Raw genomic sequence first — 13587 nt, forward strand, 5'->3', positions numbered from 1 at the left:
GACGCCACCGGCACCGCCTCGGCGAGGACGAATATCCTGGGGAACATCATGTCCAACCAGACCCGTCGGCCCCGTCCGAGCGCCGACCCCGACGGCGAGGCGATCGCCTGGGACGAGGTCTCGATCGCCGACGAGCACCGGCTGCGACGCCGCCGGTCACGCCTGCGCACCGACACCGACCGGAATCGTTTCACCGGCGCCCTGCGGTCCGCCCAGGCGCGACTCGTCCGCCGTCGGGAGTCCGTGCCGGCGCTGGACTATCCGCCCGAGCTCCCGATCTCGGCCGCCCGGGAGGAAATCGCGGAGGCACTGGCGAACCATCAGGTGATCGTCGTGGCCGGCGAGACCGGATCGGGCAAGACGACCCAGCTGCCCAAGATCTGTCTGGAACTCGGCCGCGGCGTCCGCGGCACGATCGGCCACACCCAGCCCCGTCGCATCGCCGCCCGCGCGGTCGCCGCCCGCATCGCCGAGGAGACCGCCACCGAACTCGGACGGACCGTGGGGTTCTCGGTCCGCTTCGACGACAAGTCCGGCGACGACACCCTGGTCAAGGTCATGACCGACGGCATCCTGCTGCGCGAGATCGGGCGCGATCCGCTGTTGCGTGCCTACGACACGATCATCGTCGACGAGGCGCACGAGCGGAGTCTGAACATCGACTTCATCCTCGGCTTCCTCAAGCAGCTGCTCCCCCGCCGGCCCGATCTGAAGGTCGTGATCACCTCGGCGACCATCGATCCCGGCCGCTTCGCCGAGCACTTCGCGACGCCGGGCAACCCGGTGCCGATCATCGCGGTGTCCGGGCGCACCTACCCGGTCGAGGTCCGGTACCGACCGTTGTCGGTCGAATCCGACGACCCCGAACACGACCACGAGGACCTCGACCAGATCCAGGCCATCCGGGCGGCGATCGACGAGCTCAGCCGTGACGGCCCGGGCGACATCCTGGTGTTCCTCGCGACCGAACGAGAGATCCGCGACACCGCCGATGCCCTACGCGGTCTGGCCGATTCCGGTGTGACGATCCTGCAGCTGTTCTCCCGGCTCTCGACCGCGGCGCAGCACGAGGTGTTCACCACGTCGGCGAAGCGACGGATCATTTTGTCCACCAACATCGCCGAGACCTCGTTGACGGTGCCCGGCATCCGGTACGTCGTCGACGTCGGTACCGCCCGGATCTCGCGGTACTCGCTGCGCACGAAGGTGCAACGGCTGCCGATCGAACCCGTCTCGCAGGCGAGCGCCCGACAACGGGCCGGTCGCTGCGGCCGCGTGGCGGACGGAATCTGCATCCGGCTGTACGGCGAGGACGACTTCGACGCACGGCCGGAGTTCACCGAACCGGAGATCCTGCGCACCAATCTCGCCTCGGTGATCCTCACCATGACCGCGCTCGGTCTCGGCGACATCGCGGCCTTCCCGTTCGTCGAGGCCCCCGATGCCCGCTCGATCCGGGACGGCGTCGGACTGCTCGACGAGCTCGGTGCGGTCCAGGGACAGGGCGCAGAGCGGACCCTCACGCCCGTGGGCCGCGACCTCTCGGACCTGCCGGTGGATCCCCGGTGGGCTCGGATGCTGGTGGCCGCCCGCGACAACGGCGCGTTGGCCGAGGTGCTCGTCATCGTCTCGGCGCTGTCGCTGCCCGACGTCCGAGAGCGGCCGGCCGAGCACCGTCAGGCCGCCGACGAGGCGCACAAGAAATATTCGGTCGCCGGGTCGGACTTCCTGTCGATCCTCGCGCTGTGGGACCACCTCGAGGAGGCCCGCCGCGACCTGTCTAACAACCAGTTCCGCAGGCAATGCGAGCGGGAGTTCCTGCACTGGCTGCGGATCCGCGAGTGGCGGGAACTGCACCGTCAGCTCGAGCGCATCACCGCCGACAAGGGGTGGTCGCCGAACTCCACCGCCGCGGCGCCCGCGGCCGTGCACCAGTCGTTGCTCGCCGGCCTCCTGGGACATCTCGGGATCCGGGAGGGTGAGGCGCGCGAGTTCCTGGGCGCCCGCGGTACCCGGTTCGTCGTGTTCCCGGGGTCCCCCCTGGCCAAGAAACCGCCGCGCTTCGTGATGGCGGCCGAGATCGTCGAGACGTCACGGCTGTTCGCACGCACCGCCGCGGGCATCGAACCCGAATGGGCGGAGAAGATCGCCGGGCCGCTGGCCAAACGCCAGTACAGCGAACCGCACTGGTCGATCAAGCGTGCGTGCGCGATGGCCTACGAGCGGGTCACGCTCTACGGCGTGCCACTGGTGGTGAACCGGCCGGTGCCGTTTGGCCGGATCGACCCCGAGGTCTCGCGCGAGCTGTTCATCCGCCACGCGCTGGTCGACGGCGAGTGGCGCACCCGGCATCCGTTCTTCGAACGCAACCGCGCACTGCTCGACGACGCCCGCGACCTCGAACACCGCGCTCGGCGTGGCGATCTCGTCATCGACGACGATCAGCTGTTCGACTTCTACGACGACCGCATCGGTCCGCAGGTGGTGTCCGGCGCACACTTCGACACCTGGTGGAAGACCGCGCGCGCCGCCGATCCCGACCTCCTCGACCTGACTGCGGACGCCGTCGCCGATCCCGACGCGATCTCGGCGAACGAGTACCCCGACCACTGGCAGCAGGGCGAGGCTCGATTGGCCCTGACGTACGAGTTCCGCCCCGGCACCGATCGCGACGGCGTCACCGTGCACATCCCCGTCGCGCTGCTCCCCCGCATCCGGCCGTCCGGATTCGACTGGCTGGTACCGGGTCTGCGGTCCGAACTCGCGGTCGCGCTGGTCCGGACCCTTCCCAAGGCCATCCGTCGAAGGCTGCCGCCGGCAGCCGATGCCGCGGGTCCCGCCCTCGCCGCGCTCACCCCACGCAGTGAGCCCATCGCGACCGGCCTCGCCCGTGAGCTGACCCGACGCACCGGGGTCGTGATCGCACCGACCGACTTCGATCCGGCCGGTCTGCCGGATCACCTGCGGATGACCTACGCCGCCGAGACCGACGACGGGACGCCCGTCGCGTCCGCGTCGTCGCTGACCGACCTCGCCGCGGCCGTCGCGGCGGCCGACCGACCGCGTGTGGCCGCTGTCGAACCCCGGACGTCTCGGCGGCAGGCCACGAAGGGCACAACGGAACGGCCCACCGCCGATCGTGCCGTGACGCAACCCGCCCCGACGGTCGTGACCGAGTGGACGCCGGCCACCATCGGGACTCTCGCGGAGTCCGTGGTCGACACCATCGCCGGGCAACGCGTCACCAGTCACCCGTCGCTGCGTGCGGTGCCGGGTGGTGTGGTCGTCGACATGGCCTCGTCACCGGCGCAGGCACGCGCCCAGACACGTCAGGGCATCATCGCGTTGCTCGAATTGTCCATCCCGCAGCTCAAACCCAGTGCGGTGGGGCAACTCCCGGTCGGAGACCGGATCGCGCTGTCGCAGAGTCCGTACGCGAGCACCGACGCACTGTTACGAGACTGCACCGGAGCGGCCATCCGCGGCGCGCTCGGTCCGACCGACACCGTCACCGACAGTGCCGGGTACGCCGCCCTGCGAGCACGCGTGGCCCGCGACGTGCCGCAGTCGGCACGGCGGGTGCTCGCCGCCGTGGGCGACGCGATGACCCGGATGGCGCCGATCCGTACCGATCTCGAGAGGGTCGGTCCCGGGGCGGTGTCCGACGACGTCATGGAGCAGCTCGACCACCTCGTCTACGAGGGGTTCATCGCCGACACGGGATTCGACCACCTCCTACGGCTGCATGCCTACCTCGACGCGATCGTTGTCCGACTCGCGAAGCTGCCCGCGGCGGCAGCGCAGGATGCCCGCGCCATGAGCGCCGTCGACACCGTCACCGCCCGGTGGAACAGCGCGGTGGCGAGAGCCACGCCCGCACGGCGCGCAGCGGTCAACGAACAGATCCACTGGATGGTCGAAGAACTCCGGATCGGCTTGTTCGCGGAGCGGATCGGGACGGCCTACCCGGTGTCGGAGAAGCGGATACTACGGGCGATCGACGCCCTCGGCGGCTGAGCCGACCGTCGCGTGGGCGTTCGCGGCGCGAGACGGGAGCGCGCGCAGATCATCGATCTCACGCTGGAAGTCCTCGACCGACTCGAACGAGCGGTAGACCGAGGCGAAACGCAGGTACGCGACCTCGTCGAGCTCACGAAGCGGCTGCAGGATGGCCAGACCCACCTCGTTGCTGGGGATCTCGGCCGATCCGGACGCCCGCACGGAGTCCTCGACCTGCTGGGCGAGTTGGCGCAGGCTGTCCTCGTCGACCTGACGGCCCTGGCACGCCCGACGCACGCCCAGCATGACCTTCTCGCGACTGAAGGGCTCGGTGACACCGTTGCGCTTCACCACCGCGAGCACCGCGCTCTCGACCGTCGTGAAGCGGCGACCACACTCCGAACAGGAGCGGCGCCGGCGAATGGCCTGTCCCTCGTCGGCAACACGCGAGTCGACCACACGGGTGTCCTCGTTCTTGCAGAAGGGGCAATGCATCGATGTGTCCTCGAGCCGGGTCCGTGGGCGGGACGACGGGAACATGCCCCCGGCGTCGACGCGGAGTCCGAGACGAACCCCTGGTGCCCAGGATACCGATGTGTATCCGAGGCCGGACACGGCGTGAACGGCCGTGGTGACATCGGGGTTCCGACGCACCCGCCGACCGTCCTCGACGCCCACCGGACCGCTCAGCGCAGGTAGGTCGGGGCGAGCAGAGGCTGGCCGGCGGTGACCGCCGATCCGCTCAGGTGGTTGAGGTCCTTGATGGTCGCGACGACCGAGGACATCGGCTGATCCGGTGCGACCCGGGTGGCGAGCTCACCCAGCGACTCGCCCCCGCGCACGTGCACCAGTTCGGTACCGCTGACCGCCGGCGCGGTGGAGTCCGCGAACACCGAGCCGCTGACGACCATCATCCACATCACGACCGCGAGCCCGATGCCCACGACGACGGCGACCGCCCAGCCGATCGGGGCGGGCCGCAGCGACTGCGGGGCCTGCCGACGGGCGTCACCACAGACGACACCGGACCGCGGACGCACGACCTCGGGGCGTCGTCCCGCGGGACGACGGACATCCGGGCGCAGACCGTCGGTGGTGGTGCGTCGACGCGCGGGTGCACCGTGCGACGCGCCCCGGCGGGCGGGCTCAGACGGACGGACCGGCGCATCGGCTGTGGTGCTCGTGTGACGCGTGAGAGTCTGATTCATGACGTTCTCCTCATCGACCAGACGTTCGAATGAACGTATGTTCGATTAGATCACGGGGGTCCGACAATGTCCCGACACGATCGAACAAATGTTTGAAAGTTGTTATCAAGTCCACTACTGTCCCAGGTGACAGCAGGTCCGCGCGCTCCTCGAACAGGCCCCACAGGCCCGTCGGAGGCGGACCGCGACAGGAGGGACACCGTGTCCGACACCACCGTCAGCACCACCGAGGCCGCCGAGGGACCCATCAGCGAGGCCGATCTGACCTCGCGGCAGGCGAAGGTCCTCGAGGTCATCCGCGCGTCGGTCCGCGAGCGGGGATACCCGCCGAGCATCCGTGAGATCGGTGACGCCGTGGGCCTCACCTCCACGTCCTCGGTCGCCCATCAGCTGCGCACGCTCGAGCGCAAGGGCTTCCTCAAGCGCGACCACAACCGCCCCCGCGCGGTCAACGTCCAGGACCAGGATCCCGCCGACATCACGCCCGAGGCCGACGCGCTGCCGACACCGACCTACGTGCCGGTCCTCGGCCGCATCGCCGCCGGTGGTCCGATCCTCGCCGAGCAGGCCGTCGAGGAGGTCTTCCCGCTCCCCCGCGAGCTGGTCGGCGACGGCGCCCTGTTCATGCTCAAGGTGGTGGGTGAATCGATGATCGACGCGGCCATCTGTGACGGCGACTGGGTCGTAGTCCGGCAGCAGAACGTGGCCGACAACGGCGACATCGTGGCCGCGATGATCGACGGCGAGGCCACGGTCAAGACCTTCAAGCGGACGAACGGCACGGTGTGGCTGATGCCGCACAACCCGCTGTTCGATCCCATCCCCGGAGACGAGGCCGCCATCCTGGGCAAGGTCGTCACCGTCATGCGTCGCATCTGAGGCGTCGCGGCCGGACCTGGACCCGCCGATCTGACCCGACGGCGTGTCACACTGACCGCATGAGCGAGAAGAAGATCGACCTGTCCGGTGCGGTCGTCGTGATCACCGGCGCCGCCGGCGGGATCGGTCGAGCCGTCGCGCGCGAGCTGCACGGTCGCGGCGGGATCGTCGTGCTGGTCGATCTGGATCAGGGCTCGGTGGATGCGGTGGCCGCCGAACTGGGCCACTCCCGCTCTGTGGCCCTGCGGGCCGACGTCACCTCTCCCGATGATCTGCGCCACGTGATGACCGTTGCCGCAGCGCGTTTCGGCCGCATCGACGTGGTCCACGCGAACGCGGGCATCTCCAGCGGTGAATCCGCCGACACGGTGCTCAGTGTCGCCGACGGCACGTTCGAGCGAGTCATCGCCGTGAACCTGGCCGGTGTGTGGAACACGGTGCGCGCGGCGCTTCCGTACATCGTCGAGTCGCAGGGACATCTGCTGATCACCTCCTCGACCTACGCCTACCTCAACGGCATGGTCAACGCGCCCTACGCGGCGACCAAGGCCGCGGTCGAACAGATCGGTCGGGCGCTCCGCGTCGAACTGGCGGCACACGGGGCCTCCGCGGGTGTGCTGTACCCGGGGTGGGTCGCCACCCCCATCGCCGATGTGGCCTTCGGCAAGGACGAGTTGGCGACCGCTCTGGTCGCGCGGGCGTTCCCGGCCCCGCTGCGCACCCCCATCGCCCCGGAGCGGGTGGGGCGTGCGGTCGCCGCCGGGATCGAACGACGCGCCGCGCGCGTGCAGATCCCGCGCCGCTGGATCCCGGTCGCGACACTGCGGGGCATCGTCAACCCGCTGCTGGACCGGTCGCTGCGTCGCGATGCGACGCTGCTCGACCTCGTCCGCCAGGTGGAGACACGCTCCGGACGTCGATTGCGCTGAGGCGCAACCGTGTTCGGCAGGCCGATCAGGCCCGGTCGTAGAACCGCTCGAACGACGCCGCGAACAGGCCGGTGCACACCGACAGGATCGCATCGGGATCGTGCGACCCGTTGCCGAGGACCCAGTCGACCAACAACTGGTTGACCGCCCCCACCAGACCGACCGCCACCAGACGGAACTCCGGCGCCGACGTGTCCTCGATCTGTGTCGAGGTCATCCCGGCGGCCAGGATCAGGTCGGCGAAGTCGTGGATGACGCGATACCGACGATCCTCCAGCCGCGGGCTCACACCGACCACCTCGAGCAGCATGATGCGGGCGAGCCGCGGGTCGTCGGTGAGGTGTCCGATGAACGCGCCGAGGGCCGACTGCGCGAGATCGACGACATCCGAGGCACTCTCGGCGAGCGCACCGTCGATCGTCGCACGGGTGTCGGCGACGACCGAGTCGTACACGGCGAGGAGGAGATCTTCGCGATCGACGAACGATTCGTAGAAGTACCGCTGCGTCAGTCTCGCGGCGTCGCAGACCTGCTTGACCGACACCCGCGTGTACCCCTGGGTGGCGAACAGGTCGAGGCCGGCGGCCATCAACTTCTCGCGCCGTGTTGCACGACGAGTCGCCGGGTCCCGCCCGGCGTAGCGCCGGCCTGTCTCCTCGACCACCTCGACGTCCTCCTCACCTCGCCCCACGACTCTAGTGCCCATGTGGTGCGAACCCCGCCGCACGGCTGTCACCGCAGCGGTCGAGGCCCCCGAAAGGGCACCGGTTGGTGATCGAGATCGTCAGGCGTGCAACGCGTCTGCGACGGCGAGACGCGCGGCGGCCGGATCGGCCGTGGCCAGCGCCGCACGGGCGGCAGCCTGGCACTGCGCGAGCGTGACGTCGGCGAGCGCAGCACCCACGCCTGCAGCCGCGGCCGGCGCGCTCGACAGGGAGGTGACGCCCATGCCCACCAGGACGCATGCCAACAGCGGATCGGCGGCGGCCTCGCCGCACACCCCGACCGATTTGCTGACCGCCGCACCGGAGGACGCGACGCGATCGATGAGGGCCAGGACCGCGGGCTGCCACGGGTCGGTCAGACCGGCCAGTTCCGACGACATCCGGTCGGCGGCCATCGTGTACTGGGTCAGATCGTTGGTGCCGATGGACACGAAGTCCACCTCGGCGAGGATCGCGGGCGCCAGCAGGGCGGCCGACGGGATCTCGATCATCACCCCGGCGGTCAGGCCACGCTCACGCACCTTGGCCGCGAAACCCCGCGCCTCGGCCGCGGTCGCCACCATCGGCGCCATCACCCAGGGTGACCCACCGGTCGCGCGGGCGGCCGCGGCGATCGCGTCGAGCTGACGGTCCAGCAGGCCGGGATCGGCGAACGCGATGCGCAGGCCACGGACACCGAGCGCGGGGTTCGCCTCGGTTCCCTGGTCGGCGAACAGCAGCGGCTTGTCCGATCCGGCGTCCAGGGTGCGGATGACGATCTTCGCGGTGTGGGCGCCCGAATCGGTCGCGAACGCGTCGACGACCTCCTGGTAGAGGGTGGTCTGTTCGGCGACCGTCGGCTCCGAGGCACGATCGAGGAACGCGAGCTCGGTGCGGAACAGTCCGATGCCGGCCACCGGGAAGTCGGTCGCGGTGCGGGCCGATGCGCCGTCCTGCACGTTGGCCAGGATGGAGACCTCGACCCCGTCGGCGGTCCGACCGGGTCCGGTCCACCGCGACACCAACGCCGACTGACGCAACGACTCCGCGACCTGGGCGCGTGCGTCGTCGGGGTCACACCCGAGGGTGACCGTACCCGCGGTGCCGTCGAGCATCACCGGGGTCCCTGCGGACACCGCGGCGAGATCGGCGACGGCGACCACGCACGGGATACCCAGCTGGCGGGCGATGATCGCGGTGTGGCTGGTCGGTCCGCCGAACCGGGTGGCCAGTCCCCGCACCATCGACGGATCGAGGCCGGAGGTGTCGGCGGGAGCGAGATCGTCGGCGAAGAGGATCACCTCCGACGTCGGTTGGGCCAGTCCGGGTTCGGGGTCACCGGCGAGTTCGGCGAGTACGCGGTCGCGGACGTCCATGAGGTCGGTGACCCGCTCGGCCATCAGTCCGCCGAGTTTGGTGAACACCGCGGCGAACTGCTCGGTGGCGTCGACCGCGGCGTTCGGCGCGGGCGAGCCCGCCCGGATCAGCTTCTGCGCGGCGCCGATCCAGCCGCGGTCCTCGGCGAGCGCGGCGGTCGCCGAGAGCACCTCCGAGGCGACGCCGGTACTGGCCGAGGCCCGCACCCGCAGTCGGTCGGCGACGATCACCGTCGCGGCGGCGAAGCGGTCGCACTCGGCCTCGACGTCGGCAGGCGGCGCTCCCGCACCGGGTAGTTCGGGTCGCGGGCCGGGCCACATCACCGGCGCGTAGGCGACGCCGGCCACGACCGGGGTCCCGGACAGCACGGACGGCGACTCGGACGACGTGTCCGTCGACGGGGTGCGATGAGCGAGCTGAACGTCATTCTGCGGTGCCATGTGATTCAAATTACAAGAAAAGCTTGACTTGTCAACACATCCAGGCGTAAACAGACTCATATCAACATCAAAAGCAACACAATCCAACCGAAACGGGGACGTTCTCCCATGTACGCCGAAGAGCGACAGCAAGCCATCGCGGACCAGGTGCATCACCACGGTCGCGCGTCGGTGGCGGCGCTGGCCGAGGAATTCGACGTCACGAGTGAGACCGTGCGTCGCGACCTCGCGTTCCTCGAACGCGCCGGGTTCCTGCGCCGGGTACACGGTGGCGCGGTACCGGTCGACGCGGTACGGGTCACCGAGCTCGGTGTCGCCGAGCGTGCGACCGCCCGCCCGGACGAGAAGATCCGTATCGGGATGGCGGCCTGCCGGTTCGTCCCCTCCGAGGGCGGCAGCCTCGTCATCGACGCGGGCACGACCACCATCCAGGCCGCGGCCTGCCTCCCCCGCGACCGGACCATCACCGTCTTCACCAACTCGCTGCCCGTGGCGTCGACCGTCGCCGATCACCCGAGCGCGCACCTGCACTTCCTCGGTGGCCGCATCCGCGGTCTCACCCAGGCCGCCGTCGGGGCCGCGCCGATCGCGGCCCTGTCGAACTACCGCGTCGACGTCGCCTTCATCGGCACCAACGGCATCACCGAACGCCACGGGCTGTCCACCCCGGACCCGGACGAGGGTGCGATGAAGTCGGCCATGATCAATGCCGCCAATCGCGTTGTCGTCCTGGCGGACTCATCGAAGCTCGGAAAGGAAGACATGACCGGTTTCGCCGATCTGTCCCGCGTCGACGTCCTGATCACCGACGCCGGCATCGACGCCGGCTTCTCCGCGCGGCTGTCCGCGCGCGGGGTGGAGGTGGTGATCGCATGATCGTCACCGTCACCGCCAACCCGAGCGTCGACCGCACCGTCACCCTGCCCGGACCGCTGGTCCGCGGCTCGGTGACCCGAGCGCTCGCCTCCCGCGCCGAGCCCGGCGGCAAGGGCGTCAACGTCTCCCGCGCCGTGCAGATGGCCGGGGTGGCCACCACCGCACTGCTGCCCGCCCGTTCCGGCGACCCCCTGCTGACCGGACTCGACACCGTCGGACTGCGGTACCGCACGGTCGATGTCGCCGCCGACGTACGGAGCAACCTCACCGTCACCGAACCGGACGGCACCACCACCAAGCTCAACCTCCCCGGCAACCCGATGAGCCCCGCCGATCTGTCCGCGCTGACCGCGCTGATCGTGGAGTCCGCCGCCACGGCGAGCTGGGTGGCCCTGTGCGGCTCCCTGCCGCCGGGGGTGCCCGACTCCTGGTACGCCGAGGTGGCCTCGCTCCTCGCTCCGTTGAGCTGCCGGGTCGCCGTGGACACTTCCGGTGCCCCGCTGACCGCGTTCCGCGCCGCGATGCCCGACGTGGCCGTCGACGTCATCAAGCCCAACGTCGAGGAGCTGTGCGAGATGACCGGCGCCGACCTCGATCTGCTGGAACGGTCCGCCGATGCGGGCGACTTCGGGCCCACTCTCGACACCGCCCGCTCCCTGCAGCAGTTCGCCGGGTGCGCGGTACTGGCGACGCTCGGCGCCGCCGGCGCACTGCTGGTGACCGCCGAGGGCGCGTGGCTCGCGACGCCGCCCCCCATCGTCCCGGTCAGCACGGTCGGCGCGGGCGACGCAACCCTGGCGGGCTACCTGCTCGCCACCCTCGACGAGGCGACACCGGCGGAGCGTCTGCGCCGCGCGGTCGCCTACGGATCGGCCGCAGCGGCGCTGGCCGGGACGCAACCACCGACTCCCTCGGATCTCGCACTCGCCGCGGTGCACGTGAGCGAGGTCGCGACCCACGCGGTCTGAGCGCGCGCCCGCGCTCCCCTCTCCACCACAACTCCCAACAGCGTCATCCACTCATCAGAAAAGGCACAACGATGTCCGATACACATACCGCCGGCACCGCGCACGGGGGTGCGCAGGGTCCGGATCCCACCCAGATCATCGAGATCGACACGGTCGCACTCGATGTCGACGCAGGCCGCGACAACCAGGCCGTCATCACCTATCTCGCCCAGAGGCTCGTCGCCGCGGGTCGGGCCACCGACGTCGAGGGTCTCGTCACCCCGGCGATGGCCCGCGAGGCCCAGTCGGCGACCGGACTGCCCGGCGGGATCGCGATCCCGCACTGCCGCTCCGACGCCGCCCAGCGCGCCAGCCTCGCCTTCGCCCGCCTGTCCCCCAAGGTCGACTTCGGCGCCAAGGACGCACCGGCCGACATCGTCTTCCTCATCGCCGCACCGGCGTCCGGCGGCTCCGAGCACATGAAGCTGCTCAGCTCGCTGGCCCGCGCGCTGGTCCGCCCCGACTTCGTCGCGCAGTTGCGCTCGGCGAAGGACGCGGCGACCATCGTCGACCTGGTGCAGGGCGTCGTCTCGCCCGCACCGGCCGCGCCGAGTGCACCCGCGACCGCCCCCGCGGCGGTGACCCCGCCGCCCGTCGCGGACGCGCCCGCAGCCGATCGCCCGACCGTCGTGGCGATCACCGCCTGCCCCACCGGGATCGCGCACACCTACATGGCCGCGGACTCACTCACCTACGCCGCCGAGCGTCTCGACGTCGACTTCGTGGTCGAGACCCAGGGGTCGTCGAAGACCACCCCGATCGATCCGGCCGTCATCGCCCGGGCCGATGCGGTCATCTTCGCCACCGACGTGGGCGTCAAGGGCCGCGAGCGGTTCGCCGGCAAGCCCGTCATCGAGTCGGGCACCAAGCGGGCCATCAACGAGCCGGACGTGATGATCACCGAAGCCGTTGCGGCGTCGAAGGACCCGAACGCCAAGAAGGTCGGCGGATCGGCATCGACGGCCACGGCGGCGGCGTCGGGCTCCAGCGAGCTCGGCTGGGGCACCCGTACCCGGCAGATCCTGCTCACCGGCGTCAGCTACATGATCCCGTTCGTCGCCGCAGGCGGACTGCTGATCGCGCTCGGGTTCCTGCTCGGCGGATACGAGATGGCGCTCAAGCCCAACGGGGCCACCGATCCCATCGGTGCGACCATCGCGCTGTCCAACAGCCTGACCAACCTGCCCTCCGGCGGGTTCCTGCAGTACCTCGGCGGCGTCTTCTTCGAGATCGGTTCGCTGGCCTTCTTCTTCCTCGTCCCCGCGTTGGCCGGCTACATCGCGTTCGCGATCGCCGACCGGCCCGGTCTGGCCCCCGGTTTCACCGCCGGCTATATCGCGTCGGTCGTCGGCGCCGGCTTCATCGGCGGTCTCGTCGGTGGTCTGATCGCCGGTTTCGTCGCCCTGTGGATCAGCCGGATCCCGTTGCCGCAGTGGGCTCGAGGCCTGATGCCCGTCGTCATCATCCCGCTGCTCGCCACACTGATCACGGGCGCGTTGATGTTCATGGTGCTGGGTCGACCGCTCAAGTGGATCACCACCTCGCTGCAGGACGCGCTCTCGTCGATGTCGGGCAGCTCGGTGATCATCCTCGGTGTCATCCTCGGCCTGATGATGTGCTTCGACCTCGGCGGCCCGGTCAACAAGGCGGCCTACGCCTTCGCGGTCCAGGGGCTGGCGATCGGCGGGTCCGCGGACCTGCGCATCATGGCCACCGTGATGTGTGCGGGCATGGTCCCGCCGCTGGCGATGGCCCTGGCCACCACGATCCGTCCGAAGCTCTTCACCGAGCCCGAGCGGGAGAACGGCAAGGCGGCCTGGCTGCTGGGAGCGTCGTTCATCTCCGAGGGCGCGATCCCGTTCGCGGCGGCCGACCCCCTGCGGGTCATCCCCTCGATGATGGCCGGCGGCGCCGTGACCGGCGCTCTGACGATGGCCTTCGACGTGGGCCTGCGTGCCCCGCACGGCGGTATCTTCGTCTTCTTCGCGATGACCAACGTGTTGGGCTTCCTGATCTCCCTCGCGGCGGGCACAGTGGTCGGAGCGGTTCTGGTGGTCGCCGCCAAGCAGATGCGCAGCAAGCCCGTCGTCGCCACCCCGGCGACCGTCGCGGCCCAGCCGGTCGCAGCCTGATCCACCCCGGACCACCAGACCCCACAACCAGGAGGA

Annotated in this window: 10 protein-coding genes; 6 read left to right on the forward strand and 4 right to left on the reverse strand. The window is 70.3% G+C overall.

From position 1 onward, the window contains the following. The first annotated feature begins 48 nt into the window (after positions 1–48). Positions 49–4017 carry an ATP-dependent RNA helicase HrpA gene (hrpA, locus tag LX13_RS21700; protein WP_372500024.1) on the forward strand — a complete coding sequence of 1323 codons (3969 nt, stop codon included), beginning with the start codon at positions 49–51 and terminating at the stop codon, positions 4015–4017. Here hrpA and nrdR read toward each other — a convergent pair. Beyond that, the gene (nrdR, locus tag LX13_RS21705) at positions 3988–4494 is read right to left on the reverse strand and encodes a transcriptional regulator NrdR (protein ID WP_253663373.1); all 507 of its coding nucleotides are present in this window, start codon (positions 4492–4494) and stop codon (positions 3988–3990) included. The two genes, hrpA and nrdR, sit on opposite strands and share 30 nt — an antisense overlap. A gap of 191 nt (positions 4495–4685) precedes the next feature. After that, positions 4686–5207, reverse strand: coding sequence for a LysM peptidoglycan-binding domain-containing protein (locus tag LX13_RS21710; RefSeq protein ID WP_253663374.1), 522 nt, complete (start codon positions 5205–5207; stop codon positions 4686–4688). Positions 5208–5408: 201 nt separating this feature from the next. On the opposite strand from LX13_RS21710, the gene lexA reads away from it, so the two are divergent. Beyond that, complete coding sequence (lexA, locus tag LX13_RS21715; RefSeq protein WP_253663375.1) at positions 5409–6086, forward strand: transcriptional repressor LexA; 678 nt, start codon at positions 5409–5411, stop codon at positions 6084–6086. A gap of 59 nt (positions 6087–6145) precedes the next feature. Then, the gene (locus LX13_RS21720) at positions 6146–7015 is read left to right on the forward strand and encodes an SDR family NAD(P)-dependent oxidoreductase (protein ID WP_253663376.1); all 870 of its coding nucleotides are present in this window, start codon (positions 6146–6148) and stop codon (positions 7013–7015) included. 25 nt (positions 7016–7040) lie between these two features. On the opposite strand, the gene LX13_RS21725 is transcribed toward LX13_RS21720, so the two are convergent. Then, on the reverse strand, positions 7041–7679 hold the full coding sequence (locus tag LX13_RS21725; protein WP_253663377.1) for a TetR/AcrR family transcriptional regulator: 639 nt from the start codon (positions 7677–7679) through the stop codon (positions 7041–7043). 120 nt (positions 7680–7799) lie between these two features. Next, a complete protein-coding gene (locus LX13_RS21730) occupies positions 7800–9536 on the reverse strand; it encodes a putative PEP-binding protein (protein WP_253663378.1) in 1737 nt (578 codons plus the stop codon). Positions 9537–9644: 108 nt separating this feature from the next. Here LX13_RS21730 and LX13_RS21735 point away from each other — a divergent pair, with 108 nt between their 5' ends. The 3 genes from LX13_RS21735 (at position 9645) to LX13_RS21745 (ending at position 13551) form a co-directional block, all read left to right on the forward strand. Next, positions 9645–10412, forward strand: a complete 768-nt coding sequence (locus LX13_RS21735; RefSeq protein ID WP_253663379.1) for a DeoR/GlpR family DNA-binding transcription regulator — start codon at positions 9645–9647, stop codon at positions 10410–10412. Continuing rightward, positions 10409–11380 carry a 1-phosphofructokinase family hexose kinase gene (locus tag LX13_RS21740; protein ID WP_253663380.1) on the forward strand — a complete coding sequence of 324 codons (972 nt, stop codon included), beginning with the start codon at positions 10409–10411 and terminating at the stop codon, positions 11378–11380. Before LX13_RS21735 ends, LX13_RS21740 begins: the two co-directional genes overlap by 4 nt. A 71-nt stretch (positions 11381–11451) precedes the next feature. Next, entirely contained in the window at positions 11452–13551 is a 2100-nt protein-coding gene (locus tag LX13_RS21745; RefSeq protein WP_253663381.1) for a PTS fructose transporter subunit IIABC, read from the forward strand. Positions 13552–13587 lie beyond the last annotated feature (36 nt).

This window comes from Williamsia maris, from assembly GCF_024171815.1.
In the GTDB taxonomy this organism is placed as follows: Bacteria; Actinomycetota; Actinomycetes; order Mycobacteriales; family Mycobacteriaceae; genus Williamsia_A; species Williamsia_A maris.